This is a genomic window from Pseudomonas sivasensis, from assembly GCF_013778505.1.
GTDB classification, from domain to species: Bacteria; Pseudomonadota; Gammaproteobacteria; order Pseudomonadales; family Pseudomonadaceae; genus Aquipseudomonas; species Aquipseudomonas sivasensis.
The window spans coordinates 157,585-172,765 of record NZ_JAAOWU010000008.1 but is presented as its reverse complement, the minus strand read 5'-3'; the positions used below and the strand labels follow the sequence as shown (position 1 = coordinate 172,765).

At 60.7% G+C, this 15,181-nt stretch carries 17 protein-coding genes and 1 pseudogene; 8 read left to right on the top strand and 10 right to left on the bottom strand.

The window, feature by feature from the left end; genetic code table 11:
* Positions 1-49 precede the first annotated feature (49 nt).
* Positions 50-751 carry a response regulator gene (locus tag G9Q84_RS15820; protein ID WP_032886904.1) on the top strand — a complete coding sequence of 234 codons (702 nt, stop codon included), beginning with the start codon at positions 50-52 and terminating at the stop codon, positions 749-751.
* Positions 752-754: 3 nt separating this feature from the next.
* Positions 755-2,056: an ATP-binding protein gene (locus G9Q84_RS15815; RefSeq protein WP_181643677.1), complete on the top strand. Its 1,302-nt coding sequence runs from the start codon at positions 755-757 to the stop codon at positions 2,054-2,056.
* On the opposite strand, the gene G9Q84_RS15810 is transcribed toward G9Q84_RS15815, so the two are convergent.
* From G9Q84_RS15810 to G9Q84_RS15800, 3 genes are all read right to left on the bottom strand, one after another.
* Positions 2,057-2,731, bottom strand: a complete 675-nt coding sequence (locus G9Q84_RS15810) for an anti-sigma factor (protein WP_179179141.1) — start codon at positions 2,729-2,731, stop codon at positions 2,057-2,059.
* Entirely contained in the window at positions 2,728-3,252 is a 525-nt protein-coding gene (locus tag G9Q84_RS15805; RefSeq protein ID WP_095185881.1) for a sigma-70 family RNA polymerase sigma factor, read from the bottom strand. Before G9Q84_RS15805 ends, G9Q84_RS15810 begins: the two co-directional genes overlap by 4 nt.
* 62 nt (positions 3,253-3,314) lie before the next feature.
* Positions 3,315-3,836, bottom strand: a complete 522-nt coding sequence (locus tag G9Q84_RS15800) for a DUF3455 domain-containing protein (protein ID WP_181643676.1) — start codon at positions 3,834-3,836, stop codon at positions 3,315-3,317.
* 193 nt (positions 3,837-4,029) lie between these two features.
* On the opposite strand from G9Q84_RS15800, the gene G9Q84_RS15795 reads away from it, so the two are divergent.
* Positions 4,030-4,815, top strand: coding sequence for a sulfite exporter TauE/SafE family protein (locus G9Q84_RS15795; RefSeq protein ID WP_032886896.1), 786 nt, complete (start codon positions 4,030-4,032; stop codon positions 4,813-4,815).
* 127 nt (positions 4,816-4,942) lie between these two features.
* Here the strand turns inward: G9Q84_RS15795 and G9Q84_RS15790 are convergent, their stop codons facing one another.
* The gene (locus G9Q84_RS15790) at positions 4,943-6,181 is read right to left on the bottom strand and encodes an acyl-CoA dehydrogenase family protein (protein ID WP_099602885.1); all 1,239 of its coding nucleotides are present in this window, start codon (positions 6,179-6,181) and stop codon (positions 4,943-4,945) included.
* Between the two features lie 266 nt (positions 6,182-6,447).
* On the opposite strand from G9Q84_RS15790, the gene sfnG reads away from it, so the two are divergent.
* Positions 6,448-7,533, top strand: coding sequence for a dimethylsulfone monooxygenase SfnG (gene sfnG, locus G9Q84_RS15785; protein WP_032886892.1), 1,086 nt, complete (start codon positions 6,448-6,450; stop codon positions 7,531-7,533).
* Here sfnG and G9Q84_RS15780 read toward each other — a convergent pair.
* Positions 7,529-7,978, bottom strand: a pseudogene (locus G9Q84_RS15780) (GNAT family N-acetyltransferase); the annotation flags it as partial. The gene sfnG and the pseudogene G9Q84_RS15780 sit on opposite strands and share 5 nt — an antisense overlap.
* Positions 7,979-8,072: 94 nt before the next feature.
* On the opposite strand from G9Q84_RS15780, the gene G9Q84_RS15775 reads away from it, so the two are divergent.
* On the top strand, positions 8,073-9,659 hold the full coding sequence (locus G9Q84_RS15775) for a RimK family protein (protein ID WP_032886887.1): 1,587 nt from the start codon (positions 8,073-8,075) through the stop codon (positions 9,657-9,659).
* A gap of 6 nt (positions 9,660-9,665) precedes the next feature.
* Positions 9,666-10,598 carry a magnesium transporter CorA family protein gene (locus G9Q84_RS15770; protein ID WP_181643675.1) on the top strand — a complete coding sequence of 311 codons (933 nt, stop codon included), beginning with the start codon at positions 9,666-9,668 and terminating at the stop codon, positions 10,596-10,598.
* Positions 10,599-10,642: 44 nt separating this feature from the next.
* Here G9Q84_RS15770 and map read toward each other — a convergent pair whose 3' ends face one another.
* Both map and G9Q84_RS15760 read right to left on the bottom strand, forming a co-directional pair.
* Positions 10,643-11,404: a type I methionyl aminopeptidase gene (gene map, locus G9Q84_RS15765; RefSeq protein WP_181643674.1), complete on the bottom strand. Its 762-nt coding sequence runs from the start codon at positions 11,402-11,404 to the stop codon at positions 10,643-10,645.
* Positions 11,404-11,604, bottom strand: a complete 201-nt coding sequence (locus tag G9Q84_RS15760; protein ID WP_025855286.1) for a ParD-like family protein — start codon at positions 11,602-11,604, stop codon at positions 11,404-11,406. Before G9Q84_RS15760 ends, map begins: the two co-directional genes overlap by 1 nt.
* A 270-nt stretch (positions 11,605-11,874) precedes the next feature.
* Between G9Q84_RS15760 and ilvA the strand changes: the two genes are divergently transcribed.
* Positions 11,875-12,906 carry a threonine ammonia-lyase, biosynthetic gene (gene ilvA, locus G9Q84_RS15755; protein ID WP_181643673.1) on the top strand — a complete coding sequence of 344 codons (1,032 nt, stop codon included), beginning with the start codon at positions 11,875-11,877 and terminating at the stop codon, positions 12,904-12,906.
* 225 nt (positions 12,907-13,131) lie between these two features.
* Entirely contained in the window at positions 13,132-13,401 is a 270-nt protein-coding gene (locus tag G9Q84_RS15750) for a DUF1652 domain-containing protein (RefSeq protein WP_095185874.1), read from the top strand.
* Here the strand turns inward: G9Q84_RS15750 and G9Q84_RS15745 are convergent.
* From G9Q84_RS15745 to G9Q84_RS15735, 3 genes are all read right to left on the bottom strand, one after another.
* On the bottom strand, positions 13,398-13,796 hold the full coding sequence (locus G9Q84_RS15745) for a hypothetical protein (RefSeq protein WP_181643672.1): 399 nt from the start codon (positions 13,794-13,796) through the stop codon (positions 13,398-13,400). The genes G9Q84_RS15750 and G9Q84_RS15745 overlap by 4 nt on opposite strands.
* A gap of 78 nt (positions 13,797-13,874) precedes the next feature.
* Positions 13,875-14,132 (bottom strand): DUF2790 domain-containing protein, encoded by a 258-nt coding sequence (locus G9Q84_RS15740; protein ID WP_181643671.1) that lies wholly within the window; start codon positions 14,130-14,132, stop codon positions 13,875-13,877.
* Between the two features lie 100 nt (positions 14,133-14,232).
* Positions 14,233-15,171 carry a carbohydrate kinase family protein gene (locus G9Q84_RS15735; RefSeq protein WP_032886876.1) on the bottom strand — a complete coding sequence of 313 codons (939 nt, stop codon included), beginning with the start codon at positions 15,169-15,171 and terminating at the stop codon, positions 14,233-14,235.
* Between the last annotated feature and the right edge of the window lie 10 nt (positions 15,172-15,181).

The following is a 15,181-nucleotide window of genomic DNA, read 5'->3' as shown; positions in this document are numbered from 1 at the left end:
ACATTGGATTTGTGTACGACCTATCACTGTATTTTTTGGAAACACCTTCATGCCCAACATCCTCCTGGTGGAAGACGACGCCGCACTCTCGGAGCTGATTGCCAGCTACCTGGAGCGCAATGGCTATCACGTCAGTGTGCTCAGCCGTGGCGACCACGTACGGGAACGCGCACGCCTCAATCCGCCGGACTTGGTGATCCTCGACCTCATGCTGCCGGGGCTCGACGGCCTGCAAGTGTGCCGCCTGCTGCGCGCCGATTCGGCAGGGCTGCCGATCCTGATGCTCACCGCTCGCGACGACAGCCACGACCAGGTGTTGGGTCTGGAAATGGGCGCCGACGACTATGTGACCAAACCCTGCGAGCCGCGCGTGCTATTGGCCCGCGTGCGCACCTTGCTGCGGCGCAGCAGTTTGTCGGAGCCCCAGGTGGCCAACGATCAGATCCACATGGGCAACCTGTGCATCGACCTGTCGGAGCGCACCGTGGTGTGGCGTGAGCAGCCGGTGGAGCTGTCCAGCGGCGAATACAACCTGCTGGTGGTGTTGGCGCGGCATGCCGGTGAAGTGCTCAGCCGCGATCAGATCCTGCAACGCCTGCGCGGGATCGAGTTCAACGGCACCGATCGCTCGGTAGACGTGGCCATCTCCAAGCTGCGCCGCAAGTTCGACGACCATGCCGGCGAGGCGCGCAAGATCAAGACTGTGTGGGGCAAGGGCTACCTGTTCAGCCGTTCCGAGTGGGAATGCTGAGCCATGTTTCGTGTACTGCTGCGCCTCTACCTGATCACCATCGTCACCTACAGTGCGGCGATCTACCTGATTCCCAAACTGGTCATTCAGCTGTTCGAACACCGTTACCTGGATTACAACATTGAGCAGTCCCGTGGCCAGCAAACCCTCATCGTCAAGCAATACCTGCGGGCGCCGGTGGAGCGTTGGTCCCAGGTCACCGAGCAACTGGGCCGCGACTTTGCGCCGCTCAAAGTGCAACTGCTGCTGCGTCAGGACGCCAGCTATACCCCGCAAGAAGCCAAGCTGCTGGAGCAGGGCAAGCCGGTGATTCGCCTGGGAGAATGGGGCTGGATGGAAGAGATCAGCTCGCCGCTCAACCAGCAGTTCGCGGTCAAGCTGACCATCCCGCCAGACCCGCTGGACATGAACCTGCTGTACTGGTCGATGAATGTGCTGATCGGCGCGGCGTTGCTCGCCTGCCTGCTGTTCTGGCTGCGCCCGCACTGGCGTGATCTGGAACGCCTGAAAAGCACCGCCGCTCAACTCGGCAAGGGCAACCTGGCCGAGCGCACGCGTATCCCGCCCAGCTCTAACATCGGCAGCCTGGCGGCGGTGTTCGACACCATGGCCGACGACATCGAACACCTGCTCAACCAACAGCGAGACCTGCTCAACGCCGTCTCCCATGAACTGCGCACGCCGTTGACGCGCCTGGATTTCGGCCTGGCCCTGGCGCTGTCCGAAGACTTGCCCGAGGCCAGTCGCGAACGTCTGCACGGCCTTGTGGCGCATATTCGTGAGCTGGATGAATTGGTGCTGGAGTTGCTCTCCTACAGCCGCCTGCAAAACCCGGCGCAATTGCCGGAGCGGGTCGAGGTGGTGCTCGATGAGTTTATCGACAGCGTGCTGGGCAGCGTCGACGACGAGCTGGAAAACCCCGAGATCGTCATCGACGTGGTGCTTGATTGCGCTGTAGAACGCTTCAGCCTCGACCCGCGCCTCACCGCCCGTGCCTTGCAGAACCTGCTGCGCAACGCCACGCGTTACTGCGACAAGCGCATCCAGGTGGGGGTCAAGGTGTGTCCAAAGGGCTGTGAAATCTGGGTAGATGACGATGGCATCGGCATACCGCTGGACCAGCGTGAACGTATCTTCGAACCGTTCTATCGCCTCGACCGCAGCCGCGACCGCAGCACCGGCGGCTTCGGCCTGGGTCTTGCGATCAGCCGCCGCGCCCTGGAAGCCCAGGGCGGGACGTTGACCGCCCAGGCGTCGCCGTTGGGTGGCGCGCGGTTTCGCGTGTGGCTGCCCAGCCTCGGTTGATCAGAGCACCTTGACCGCGCGGCCGATGGCCTGGATCGGCCCGGTGGGTTTGCCGGTCGGCGAGCCGCTCGGGTCTTCCAGGGTCAGTTCGAACAATTGGTTAGGCGACAGCGGCGGCAGCCTGTCCAGCGGCAGCGACAGGGTTTGCCCCGGCTTCACCAGCCCCAGGGACACGGGAGCTTGCCAGCCATCACCCTTGGTCCAGAACTGCAGCGCCTTGTCCGCTGGGACTTCCATCACGCCCAACGGGATCAACTGAATCTGCTGATTGTTGCTGGCCTGGATCACCCAGCCGGGCGCCTGGCTTTGGGGGGCCACCAGCACCACCACAAAGGCGGGGTCCGCGATAGGCGGGCGGGTCAGTAATAACGTCCCCAGCACCACACTCGCCGCCAGCCCGGCACCGGCCAGGCCGCGCCACAAGGCCAGCAGGTTCCACCACGGTACGTCGGCGTCCGGGGTCGCGGTGTTACGTTCGATGCGCCGCCATAACTGCGCCGAGGGCAACACCGGCTCGGCCAACGCGGTCAGGGGCAGCAGTCGCTGCTCCCAGGCATCCACCGCCGCGCGTAACTCGGCATCGTGGGGCAGGCGTTGTTCCACGTCGGCCCGTTGTTCGGCGGGCAGGGTGCCCAGCACGTATTCGCTGGCCAGTTCGTCCAAGGGGTTGTTCATGCCATGCACTCCCGCAGCGCGGCGAGGCTACGTTTGATCCAGGCTTTGACGGTCCCCAGGGGGGTGTCCAACCTCGAAGCGATTTCGCTATGGGAATAGCCGTCGACATACGCATGCAGGATGCACGTGCGGCGGGCCGGATCGAGCTGCTCCAGGCAGGTGTGGATCTGCCCGGAACGCGCGGAAAACTCAAAGGTGTCGGTGGGCGCGGTGACGTGCTCGTGTTCGTCGTCCAGCGGCACCTCACGGTACTGGTTGCGCACCACGTTGAGCGCCAAGTGTCGGGTCACGCTGAACACCCAACCCCGCGCCGAACCACGGCTGGGGTCGAAACTGCCGGCGCCGCGCCAGATCTTGATAAACGCGTCATGCACGATATCTTCGGCCAGCGCCCGGTCACGCACGATACGCAGGGCTACGCCGAGCAAGTGGCTGCTGTCCTGCTCATACAGTCGGCGCAAGGCGCGTTGGTCGCCACGGGCACAGGCCAGCAGACAGGCTTCGTAATCAAACACGCACATCCCTCAAATGGCTGAACCCCTGTGGCGAGCATGCTCGCCACAGGCAGCGTAGCGCAGTTTGATCAGTTGGCCGCCCAGAAGATGTAGTCGGCCTGGTACTTCACCACTTCCTGTTTGCCCTTGTTGGCGACCGTGCATTCAGTGCTCGGCGCTACACCGCCTTTAAGGGCGACCCGTTGGATGTAACTCACGCCACTCATCGCGCCCTTGCCTTCGGCCGGGTTGGCCTTGACCAGTTGATAAGGCAAGTTGCCCGGGCTCGATGGCGCCACGGCCAGCTGGGTGCCGGTGATTTTCGAACCGTCCTTGGCTTGCCAAGTGGCAGGTGGGCCGAAGTAGGTGCCGACCTGCTTGCCGCTGCGATCATTGAGCACCGCCTTGGGGCCGACGAAAGTCCATTCGGTCTGGCCAGCGACGTTGGCTTTGTCGCGGCACTCGTAGGTGATTTCGCCGACACCGGTGGTTTCCATCGCCACCTTGTGGCCGTCCGGCACTTTAATGCTGTCCGGCAAACCGGCCTGGGCAAAGGCGGCGGGGCTGGCAACGAGCAAACCGGTGAGGCAGAGCAGGGCTTTAGCGTTCATGGGTGTTTCTCCACTAGATGAAACAGCAGGGTTGCTGCAAGGACTACCCATGGGCACGCCAACTGGATGCAGTGATCGGCAAAAAAATTGCATTAAGCGAAAAAGATCTAAAGTCAGATCATATTGGTATAAGTCGTTATAAGAAAAATCGCTATCCTGCCGCCAGAAATTTATAAGGCCGCGGGTAGCTGTAATGGAAGTGGGTAACTTTGGTTTCGTAATTGCCGGCCTGATCGTAGGTTTTATCGTGGGCATGACCGGTGTCGGCGGGGGCTCTTTGATGACCCCGATCCTGTTGTGGTTCGGCATCAACCCGGCCACGGCTGTGGGCACTGACCTGTTGTACGCGGCCATCACCAAGTCCGGTGGCGTGCTGGTACACAGCAAGAACAAGAACATCGATTGGACCATCACCGGCTGGTTGACCCTGGGCAGTGTGCCTGCGGTGCTGCTGACCCTGTGGTTTCTCGCCACCTTGCATACCGATCCTACGGCGATGAACGCGGTCATCAAGCAAGCCCTCGGTGTCGTGTTGCTGTTGACGGCCCTGGCGATCCTGTTCAAGCAACGCCTGCTGGCCTTCGCCCAGCGTCACGCGGGCGACAGCTACCACATGAACCCGCGCAACCTGAACGGCTTGACCGTTGTCACCGGCGCCATCCTCGGCACCATGGTCGCCCTGACTTCAATCGGCGCCGGCGCCCTGGGCACTGTGGCGCTGTTTATCCTGTATCCATTCCTGGCTACGCGCCGCCTGGTGGGCACCGAGATCGCCCACGCGGTTCCCCTGACCCTCGTGGCCGGACTGGGCCATGCCGGCATGGGCAATATGGACTGGCACCTGCTGGGCTTTCTGCTGATGGGTTCGTTGCCGGGCATTTACTTCGGCAGCCACATGACCGGCAAGATCCCGGACGGCGTGCTTCGCCCGTGCCTGGCGATCATGTTAATGGCGGTTGGTTACAAACTGGCCTTCTGAGGCGTGCGCAGTATCCAATGTGGGAGGGGGCTTGCCCCCGATAGCGGTGGGTCAGTTTTTGAATACAGTGACTGACCCACTGCCATCGGGGGCAAGCCCCCTCCCACAGTTTTGACCCCGCTCAGCCTCAGGCTTTTGCCGGACCATTGCCGATCTGCCACACAAACGGCGGCTCGGTGCCATTGATCACCCAGTCCCCCACGATCCGCGCTTTGTAGATCACCGGGTTGTGGGACGACACAGTCCGCGCATTGCGCCAATGCCGATCAAGGGCTTTCCCCTGGCGCACGTCCGACGCCCCCAGTGCGTTGAACAACTCGCTGGTAGCCCGCTGGATCAACTCCGACACCACCACCTGCGCCGTGGCCGATTCAATTTCGGCGGCGACGTTGGCTTCGCGCTCCACGGCGTCATCCCCGCCAAACCGCGCCACGTAAGCCCGTTGCGCTGGCAATGTCGCCCTTAACGCGCTGGCCTCAGCGGCATACACCAGCGCCGCGACTTCGCCCACCACCTGTTGAATCTGTGCATCCTGGCTCACATGCTGGGCATTGCCGTGGCTGTAGATGCGCTTGCGGCTGCGCACCTGGTGGGCCACATCGCGCAACGCCGCACGGCCGATACCGGCGAGGCTGGCCAGCAGGACAAGTTGGTAGAACGCGGTCTGGTATTTGAAACGGGTGGCAAAGTCGATGACGTTATCCGCCTCGACTTCAGCATCGGTAAAGCGCGAGGTGCCGCTGCCGGTGGTGCGCTGGCCAAAGCCGTCCCAATCGTCGCTGTGCACCACGCCAGGCTGGCGTGCACGGGTCGCAGCGATCACATCGCCGCCGGTGTCGCTGCGTTGGGCGTACACATCGATCCAGTCAGAGAAAATGCTGCCGGTGCTGTAGAACTTTTCACCGTTGAGCTTCCACTTATCGCCGTCGGGGCTGACCTGGGTGACCACATCACCGATGGCCACGTTGCCGATTTCAGTCCAGGCGCAGCCGACGATATCGCCGTCGACAAACCGCTTGAACCACAGGTCCCGGCCGGCACTCGGCGGCGCGTTCAGGCGGTCCTCGGCAAAGGCGAAATGCCCGCGCAGGGCCTGGGGTACGTTGGAGTCGGCTTCGGCCAGTTCGATCAGCAGTTCGAACAGTTGCGGCAGCGAAGCACCGCCACCGCCATATTCCACCGGTACGCGCACCGCGCCGAAACCGGCCTCCTTGAGCCATTGGATCGGCTCATGGGGCAGGGTACGGCTGAGTTCGCGCTGCACCGCACCGTCGGCGATGCGCTGGAAGATCGGCCGGAAGCGCGCGGCCAAGGTGGGGTAATCGACGCCGATGGACAGCGGGTTAATGACGTGATGTTCGGTCATGGGCAAGGCTCCGGGGCAGTGGTCAATGCAAGGGGGATTGCACAGTCCGTGCCGGGTTCGTGGCCCAATGTTTACGGGGGATTTGCTTTGATTACTGTTGCTCCAGCAACAGCATTCCGACAAACCGGCGCGATCCATGACATGTGCCTGCACGCCCGCCGGGGGCGTTTTTTTGGGCGCAACGCCCATGGCATGGGCCTTTGCCACTGACTGGCACGCTTGCTGCTCAAGCCTCGATACATCCCTTTTGCACGAGGTACCGTTCGATGAGTCAGCAAGCCGTGAAATTTGCCTATTGGGTGCCCAACGTCAGCGGTGGGCTGGTGGTCAGTAAGATCGAACAACGCACCCACTGGGGCATCGACTACAACCGTAAATTGGCGCAATTGGCCGAAGAAGCCGGCTTCGAATACGGCCTGACCCAGATCCGCTTCACCGCTGGCTACGGCGCCGAGAACCAGCATGAATCCGTGGCGTTCAGCCATGCGCTGCTGGCGGCGACCACCAAGCTCAAGGTCATCGCCGCGATCCTTCCCGGCCCTTGGCAGCCGGCGCTGGCGGCCAAGCAACTGGCGACCATCGACCAACTCACCAACGGCCGCATTGCGGTGAACATCGTCAGTGGCTGGTTCAAGGGCGAGTTCCAGGCCATCGGCGAACACTGGCTGGAACACGACGAGCGCTATCGCCGTTCCGAGGAATTTATCCGCGCCCTCAAAGGCATCTGGACCCAGGACGACTTTACCTTCAAGGGCGACTTCTACCGTTTCAACAACTACACCCTCAAACCCAAGCCGCTGGGCCAGCCGGAAGTGTTCCAGGGCGGCAGTTCACGGGCCGCGCGGGACATGGCGGCGCGGGTGTCGGATTGGTATTTCACCAACGGTAACACCCCGGAAGGCATCAAGGCCCAGGTCGATGACATTCGCACCAAGGCTGCCGCAAATAACCACTCGGTCAAAGTCGGCGTGAATGCATTCATCATCGCCCGCGACACCGAGGAAGAAGCCCGCGCCGTGCTCGCAGAGATCATCGACAAGGCCGACCCGGAAGCCGTGAATGCCTTTGGCGACGCGGCCAAGCAAGCGGGCAAGGCGTCACCCGAAGGCGAGGGCAACTGGGCCAAGTCCAGCTTTGAAGACCTGGTGCAGTACAACGATGGCTTCAAGACCAACCTGATCGGCACCCCGCAGCAAATTGCTGAGCGCATCGTTGCACTCAAGGCCGTAGGCGTGGACCTGGTGCTGGCGGGCTTCCTGCACTTCCAGGAAGAAGTGGAGTACTTCGGCAAACGCGTACTGCCGCTGGTGCGTGAGCTGGAAGCCAAGGCCGGGATCAAGCAGGTGGCCTGACCAAGGTTTTTTCCAGGCGCAGGGCCGGAGTGTGGTCTGCGTAGTAGTCGTTGACCTGGGCGAAGCGCCGGTAGCCATTGCGCTCATACAGCGCAAGGGCGCCGGGGTTGTCGGTGCGCACCTCCAGGCGCAGGTGCGCGCACCCGTGCGTCACCCCGCAGGCCTCGACATGGCTGAGCAACTGCCTGCCCAGCCCGAGGCCGCGTGCGTGGGCGGCAATGGCGATGGAATACAAGCGCGCGAACGCGCTGCCACGACGAAACAGCACTAGCGCATAACCGAGCAACTGCCCGTCCTGTTCCGCTACCAGCAACTGGCCGTGGGCGCGGCTGATCATCCAGTGAAAACTGCGCGATGAGAGCCGGTCACTGGTGAAACACTGTTGTTCCAATGCGACCAATGCCGGTACATCACCGGGTAATGCAACGCGAGAGAAAAGAGCCATATAACCGCCGTAAAAGTTGCGTAACGAAACGGGACTTCCCTAAAAGATCGTGCTTAATAGAAAAGGTCGAGTTCTCTAAAGCGGATCAAATATTATGTCGGCGGTACAAGGTCATTGGCGTGAAGTATCCGAGCAAATTGTCGCGGCGACAATAACTTCGAAGGGCTTTTTTTCTGCGTCGCCTCGAAGTAACAGTCAAGTGGTGATTATTGTTGAGCGCAAGGAAGATTGGGCCTCCTACTTTCCCAGCGAAGACATCGTCACCGCCCAGGAATACCTTGAGCAAACACGGCAAAACGAGACGGGCAAGCGTGTGCAGGTGATCAACCTGTGCCGCAGCTACAAGTACCTGGGGCACGGCTACTACTGCTCGTTGCTGGCCGAAGCGCGCGGACACAAGGTGATTCCTTCGGTGCGCACCATCAGTGAATTGACTAAGAAGTCGCTGTACGGCCTGGCGCTGGATGACCTGGATAAAACCCTTGATAAAGCCTTGAGTCATCACCTCTACAGTAATACCGAAGGGTTTACCCTGACACTTTACTTCGGCAGGACCAATATAGAACCGTTGCAGGAATTGGCCCGCCAGTTGTTTGAAACATTCCCGTGTCCGATCCTCTTGGTTGAATTCAGAAAGAATAACGGTTGGCATATCGAAGGGGTGAAATCCGGCGTATTGCACAAGTTGCGTGACGATCAGGAAGATCAGTTCGCCCATGCCCTTGATAACTTCAGCCGCAAGATCTGGCGCCAACCCCGTTCGCGGCGCCTGGCCCGTTACGACCTGGCAATCCTGCACGATCCACAGGAGCAGCTGCCACCCTCCAACGCCCGTGCCCTGGAGAACTTCATCCGCGTGGGCAAGGGCCTGGGCATCGATGTGGAGCTGATCGAGCGCAAGGACTACGCGCGGCTGGCCGAATACGACGCCTTGCTGATCCGCGAGACCACCAGCGTTGACAACCATACCTACCGCTTTGCCAAAAAAGCCGAAAGCGAAGGCCTGGTGGTGATGGACGACCCCGCGTCGATCCTGCGCTGCACCAACAAGGTCTACCTCACCGACTTGCTCAACAGCCATCAGTTGGGCATGCCCGCCACCGAGATTCTCTACAAGGAGCGACCGGAAGATTTCGAACGGGTCGGCGAGCGCCTCGGGTTTCCGCTGGTGTTGAAGATTCCCGACGGGTGTTTCTCCCGTGGCGTGATCAAGGTCGAAAGCCAGGAAGCCTTGCTCAAGGCCACCGCCGAGTTGTTCGAGCATTCGGTGCTGCTGTTGGCCCAGGAATTCTTCTACACCGAGTACGACTGGCGCATCGGCGTACTCAATCGCAAGCCGATTTTTGCCTGCCAGTACTTCATGTCTAAGGGCCATTGGCAGATCTATAACCACAAGGCCATCGGCCAGGCCATCAACGGCGAATGCCGCACCCTGGCCGTCCATGAAGCGCCCAAGGCGGTGGTGGAACTGGCGGTGAAGACCGCCAACCTGATCGGCGACGGCCTGTACGGTGTGGACCTCAAGCAGTCCGGCGACAAGGTGGTAGTGATCGAGGTCAACGACAACCCGAACCTGGATGCTGGCATCGAAGATGCCTACTTGCAGGACGACCTGTACAGCCTGGTGCTGGAAGAGTTTGTGCGGCGCCTGGAGCTGAAACGCCAGGGCCAGGTGTGGTGACGCGCGATGATCCAGCGCTTTGAACTGAACGGTGGAAAGTTACGTCCGGGGCACAGCGACGCGGCCCCGATCCTGTTGTTCAACAACCCCGACCTGGCCGAGCGCGAGTGGCTGCGAGATCACCACAAGCTCGACGAGCATGCGTTGGCGTCGGCGCTCGACCCGGACGAAGTCTCACGCATCGAATTTCATCCCGACAACCTGTTCCTGATCTGGAAGCGCCCGGAGAACTATTCCGGTGGCGGCAACCTGGTGTTCGAAGTGGCGTCGTGCGGCCTGCTGTTTTCACCCGGCCGCCTGCTGGTGATCGCCACTGATGAGACCCCACTGAGTGGCCTGGGCCAGCGCCGGCCGTTGCACACGCCGCTGGACGTATTGCTCGACCTGTTGCTCAACAACATCCACCACTACCTGGGCCACCTCAAGGTGATCAAGCTGGTTGCACGGGAGTTGCAGCAGCAGTTCAACGCGTCCATGAGCAACCATCACCTGATGCAGATGTTCAGCCTCAGCGAAAGCCTGATCTATTACATCAACGCGCTGCACAGCAACGGCGCCGTGCTGTCGCGGCTGCGTAACCATGGGGAAAAGGAGCACTTCAGTGCTGAAATTCTCGGCCTTATCGATGACCTGATCATCGAGAACCACCAGTGCTACAAACAGGCGGAGATCTATTCCAACGTGTTTTCCGGGCTGATCGATGCGCGCGGCAACCTGATGAACAACAGCATGAACAACCTGTTGCGCAAGCTGACGCTGATCAACGTGGTGTTCTTGCCGCTCAACCTGATCGCCAGCATTGGCGGTATGTCGGAGTTCAGCATGATGACCGCGGGTACACCGTGGTGGGTGTCGTACCCATTGTTCCTGACAGCGATGGGGTTGGGCGCCGGCTTGATGGTACTGGCGCTCAAACGGATGGCGGGCGCGACGATGTAAGGGGGGCGAGGGAATACTTCTTCGACAAGCCCGCTCGCCACAGGTTATTCGACTGGCTGTGTTTGCAAGGTCAGCACTTCAAAGCCATCCGCCGTCACCGCCACCGTGTGCTCCCACTGCGCCGACAGGCTGTTGTCCTTGGTCACCACCGTCCAGCCATCTTTCAGGCTGCGCACCTTGGAACTGCCCTGGTTGAGCATCGGTTCGATGGTAAACACCATGCCTTCGCGCAGTTCCAGCCCGGTGCCGGGTCGGCCGAAGTGCAGGATTTGCGGTTCTTCATGCATCTGCTTGCCGATGCCGTGGCCGCAGTATTCACGCACCACGCTGTAGCCGTTGGCCTGGGCGTGGCTCTGGATCGCGTGGCCGATATCACCCAGGCGTGCGCCGGGCTTGACCTGGCGGATCCCGGCCCACATCGCCTCAAAGGTCATTTCCACCAGGCGCCGCGCCTTGGGGGCGACGTTGCCAATCATGTACATCTTGCTGGAGTCGGCGATAAAGCCACCTTTTTCCAGGGTGATGTCGATGTTGATGATGTCGCCGTCCTTGAGGATCTCCTTGGCGCTGGGCATGCCATGGCACACCACTTCGTTGATTGAGGTGTTGATGGAGAAGGGGTAGTCGTATTGCCCGAGGCTGGCGGGGCGGGCTTTAAGGTCGTTACGAATGAAGGCTTCGACGGCGGCGTCCAGCTCCAAGGTGGAACGGCCGGCGGCGACAAACCCGTCGAGCATGTCAAACACTTGAGCCAGCAGGCGCCCGGATTCGCGCATCACAGCCAGATGAGCGGCAGTCTTGATCATCAGCTGCGCCCCCGGATCAGGTCGGGCTTGTCCAGCAACAGTTTGTTGATCAGCTCGTTGTACGGCAGGTTGGGGTTGAGTTCGGCGAGCAGGCCGATCTTGATCCAGAACTCGGCCTGGGCGTTGATGGAGCGGTCCATGGCCGCGCTGGCCAGGCGGAGTTGTTCATGCAGTTGGTCGGTGATTTTGACGATGCCCATGGGGTTCACTGTTTAAAAGTTGATATACAAAGCGTATATGTTTCGTATATCTATCGTAAACCCCCAAACGCTAAATGGCGCTTGGCCATTGACTTGCCCGGTGACGCCCGGTTAATTTCGTGACATGACATTTCAAACCTTCCGCAGCCAGCCAAGCATTATTACCGCCATTCCTCATTTGGCGGGATAGCACACGGCTGCACCCAAACCCGCCTTAGAGGCGGGTTTTGTTTTTCCGTCTCCAGGGCCCTTGAAAACCAGGAGACACCCATGAGCACGTGCCCCGTCCCCCACACCGCTGATACGGCATTGCTTGAACACTATGTAAAAAAGATCCTCGCCGCGCCGGTCTATGACCTGGCGTTGCGTACGCCCCTGCAAGCCGCGCCGGCATTGTCGGCGCTGCTGGGTAACCAGGTGCTGCTCAAGCGCGAAGACCTGCAACCGACCTTTTCCTTCAAGATTCGCGGCGCCTACAACAAGCTGGTGCAGCTCACCGCCGAGCAAAAGGCGCGCGGTGTGGTGACCGCATCGGCGGGGAACCATGCGCAAGGCGTGGCACTGGCGGCGAAGGAGTTGGGGATCAAGGCGCGGATCGTCATGCCGTGCAGCACGCCCGAGTTGAAGGTGTTGGGCGTGCGCTCCCGAGGCGCCGAAGCGGTGTTGCACGGGGAGAGCTTCCCGTTTGCCCTGGCCCATGCGCTGCAACTGGCCGAGACATCCGGATCCACGTTCGTTTCGCCCTTCGATGATCCGGACGTGATCGCCGGCCAGGGCACCGTGGCCATGGAAATCCTGCGCCAGCAACAGGGCCCGTTGGACGCCATCTTCGTGCCGGTGGGTGGCGGCGGTCTGATCGCAGGTATCGCGGCCTACGTCAAATACCTGCGGCCTGAGGTGCGCATCGTCGGTGTCGAGCCCGAAGGCTCCAGTTGCCTGCTGGCCGCCCTGCGCGCCGGTGAGCGGGTGGTGTTGCCGAGCGTCGACGGGTTTGCCGACGGTACCGCCGTAGCGCAGATCGGCGCCTACGGTTTTGAAATCTGCCGGGAGTGGGTGGACGAAGTCATCACCGTGAGCAATGACGAACTGTGCAGCGCCATCAAGCTGATCTACGACGACACCCGTTCCATCACCGAACCCTCTGGCGCGTTGGCGGTGGCGGGCATTCGCAAGTACGTGGCGCAACGAGGCGTGCATGGGCAGACACTGGTGGCGGTGAATTCCGGGGCGAATATCAACTTTGATAGTTTGCGACATGTTGCTGAAAGAGTGATGGCATACGCACACGAAGTGCAGGGTTAAACGTTTAATCGTGGCTGTTCGACGATGTTATAAACACTACGGACGGGGACCTGTTTAAGTTATATAAACTTTCGCGTTCCTTATGAGGAATGGTTACAACGCAAGCGTATTTTGCCGAGTAGGCTGGTAGTTGAAACGTCTTCCAAGGTCGGCAAGACGCGGCAGGCAGGCGTCTGCCACACCCATAAGACTCTGTTGGCAGTCTCAAAAAAGGAGAGGTTGGCCATGCTTTCGGAATTAGAGCTTCGCAGCATTATTGAAGGAAGTTTCCTGCCCAAACGGTGCGAATGCACCAAAGCCGAAGATGCTTCGCTGACGATCAAGATCTATGACGATCGCGACCGTGACCGGGTGGATTTGGAGGTCAAAGGCATCAAGACGGACAAACTCGACAGCAGTCGAGCGATTTGCAACCTGATCGCCGGGTTGCGTGAAGATCTGAAAAATACCCCTGCACCCGCTCTGCAAAGAGCGGGAGGTCGAGCCTATTACTAGGCAGACGCCTGAGGGTGAACCACCGAAGACCTGTGGGCTTGGATAAACGCCAGGCCCAATACGGTTTCGGTCGCCACGGCCAGGAAGATCCCCGGCCCGGCGTTGCCATTGAACCACTCACTCAAGCCCAGCACAGCCAGCACCAGGCAACCGATGGCAAAGCCACTGGTCATGGCGCGACGCGTGTCCGAAGGCGGCGCATGGCGGGCCCGGTAAAACATGATGCCGATGGCCAGGAACAGCGCGGCGCTGCGGCGGGCGACCAGGCCTGTGGCGTCTGAAGAATTCACTCCCCACATACCGAGCAGCAGATCGGGGCGTAACCCCCAGACCAGTGCGAGGGCAAAGCACAGCAGGGCGGTTGTGGTGGCGAGGGTACGAAAACTGAACGACATGGCGATTCCTTTCGGCCTTGGGACAAGCCCGCAAGAATACGCCTATCTACGCGGGCTTGCTGTGTGACAGTGCAACGCTCAATTCTGGAAGCTGCACGCGTCGGACAGCTTCCGATAGCCCACATCTTCAACTTTCCCAGCCCTGTCCACGAACTTGATATCGGCGTCGATGACTTTGCAGTCATTGGTCGGCGCTTCGTTCATGGCGATCACATGCTTGATGTTAAGCGGCATGCCGTATTGGTAAGGCACGGGTTTCTGGTTGTCGGCCTGGGCCAGGCCCGAGACGGCTGCCAGTGCCAGCGCGCCGCCACACAGTAAAGTACGTAGTTTCATGAAGGTGCTCCGCAAGTGGGTTCGACTTCACTGTCGGCTTGCGGGATTAACCATCGATTAATCGAGGCCTGGCTGACAAAACCTTCATGAAACCGGGTGTTCAGCCCAACTGTTTACGATACGGCAGGTCCGGGCCGGTTTTGGTGCAGGTCATTGCCGCCGCGCGAATCGCAAAGCCCAGCATGGCGTCAATCTGCGCGCGGGTGAGTTGTTGCAGGCCGTTGACCGAATCCAACTGCTGCTCGGTCAGCCAGGCAATCAACGCAGCCTGGAAGGTATCGCCGGCGCCCACGGTGTCGGCCATCAGCACCTTGACCGCAGGTTGCGACCAGGTGCCATGTTGGCGGCTGAACACACTGGCGCCGTCGCCGCCACGGGTGAGGAATACCAACTGGCAGCGGTGTTGCAACCAGCCTTGCAGCACGCTTTCCGGCGACTGGTCAGGGTACAGAAGGTGCAGGTCTTCATCGCTGACCTTGATCAGGTCGGCATGTTTGACCAGCTCGGCGACGCGGTCACGCCAGAGCTGGATGTCGGGTTGCGGGTTGAGGCGCACGTTGGGGTCGAGGCTGATCAGGCGCTTGCCGCTTTCGCGCTGTACCAGGGCCAGCAGGGTGTCGCCAATCGGTTGCACCACCAGGGAGAACGAGCCGATATGCAGCCCACGCACGTCATCACCGAGTACCGGCAAATGCTCGGCTTGCAGCAGCCGGTCCGCACAGCCCTCACCCCGGAAGTTGTACTGCGGTGAACCATTGGCACCCACGGCGACCATGGACAGGGTGGTCGGCGCGGCGAATTCCACCAGGAACTGTTCGCTGACGCCTTCATCTTTCAGCACCTGCAATAAGCGTCGGCCGAGGAAATCGGTGGACAGGCCGCCGAACAACCCGGCCTCGATGCCCAGGCGGCGTAACCCCACCGCGACGTTGAACGGTGAGCCACCCGCAATCGCCTTGTAGTTGACCTTGGAGGCCTGCCCGCTGGCATCTTCCTCGCTGAAAAAATCGAACAGCGCTTCACCACACACCAGATACATAGTCGTTCGC

What these genes read in the sequence shown, in the direction of transcription:
- G9Q84_RS15820 (WP_032886904.1), top strand. Translation starts at nt 50, where the DNA reads ATGCCCAACATCCTCCTGGTGGAAGACGACGCCGCACTCTCGGAGCTG.
- G9Q84_RS15815 (WP_181643677.1), top strand. Translation starts at nt 755, where the DNA reads ATGTTTCGTGTACTGCTGCGCCTCTACCTGATCACCATCGTCACCTAC.
- G9Q84_RS15810 (WP_179179141.1), bottom strand. Translation starts at nt 2,731, where the DNA reads ATGAACAACCCCTTGGACGAACTGGCCAGCGAATACGTGCTGGGCACC.
- G9Q84_RS15805 (WP_095185881.1), bottom strand. Translation starts at nt 3,252, where the DNA reads ATGTGCGTGTTTGATTACGAAGCCTGTCTGCTGGCCTGTGCCCGTGGC.
- G9Q84_RS15800 (WP_181643676.1), bottom strand. Translation starts at nt 3,836, where the DNA reads ATGAACGCTAAAGCCCTGCTCTGCCTCACCGGTTTGCTCGTTGCCAGC.
- G9Q84_RS15795 (WP_032886896.1), top strand. Translation starts at nt 4,030, where the DNA reads ATGGAAGTGGGTAACTTTGGTTTCGTAATTGCCGGCCTGATCGTAGGT.
- G9Q84_RS15790 (WP_099602885.1), bottom strand. Translation starts at nt 6,181, where the DNA reads ATGACCGAACATCACGTCATTAACCCGCTGTCCATCGGCGTCGATTAC.
- sfnG (WP_032886892.1), top strand. Translation starts at nt 6,448, where the DNA reads ATGAGTCAGCAAGCCGTGAAATTTGCCTATTGGGTGCCCAACGTCAGC.
- G9Q84_RS15775 (WP_032886887.1), top strand. Translation starts at nt 8,073, where the DNA reads ATGTCGGCGGTACAAGGTCATTGGCGTGAAGTATCCGAGCAAATTGTC.
- G9Q84_RS15770 (WP_181643675.1), top strand. Translation starts at nt 9,666, where the DNA reads ATGATCCAGCGCTTTGAACTGAACGGTGGAAAGTTACGTCCGGGGCAC.
- map (WP_181643674.1), bottom strand. Translation starts at nt 11,404, where the DNA reads ATGATCAAGACTGCCGCTCATCTGGCTGTGATGCGCGAATCCGGGCGC.
- G9Q84_RS15760 (WP_025855286.1), bottom strand. Translation starts at nt 11,604, where the DNA reads ATGGGCATCGTCAAAATCACCGACCAACTGCATGAACAACTCCGCCTG.
- ilvA (WP_181643673.1), top strand. Translation starts at nt 11,875, where the DNA reads ATGAGCACGTGCCCCGTCCCCCACACCGCTGATACGGCATTGCTTGAA.
- G9Q84_RS15750 (WP_095185874.1), top strand. Translation starts at nt 13,132, where the DNA reads ATGCTTTCGGAATTAGAGCTTCGCAGCATTATTGAAGGAAGTTTCCTG.
- G9Q84_RS15745 (WP_181643672.1), bottom strand. Translation starts at nt 13,796, where the DNA reads ATGTCGTTCAGTTTTCGTACCCTCGCCACCACAACCGCCCTGCTGTGC.
- G9Q84_RS15740 (WP_181643671.1), bottom strand. Translation starts at nt 14,132, where the DNA reads ATGAAACTACGTACTTTACTGTGTGGCGGCGCGCTGGCACTGGCAGCC.
- G9Q84_RS15735 (WP_032886876.1), bottom strand. Translation starts at nt 15,171, where the DNA reads ATGTATCTGGTGTGTGGTGAAGCGCTGTTCGATTTTTTCAGCGAGGAA.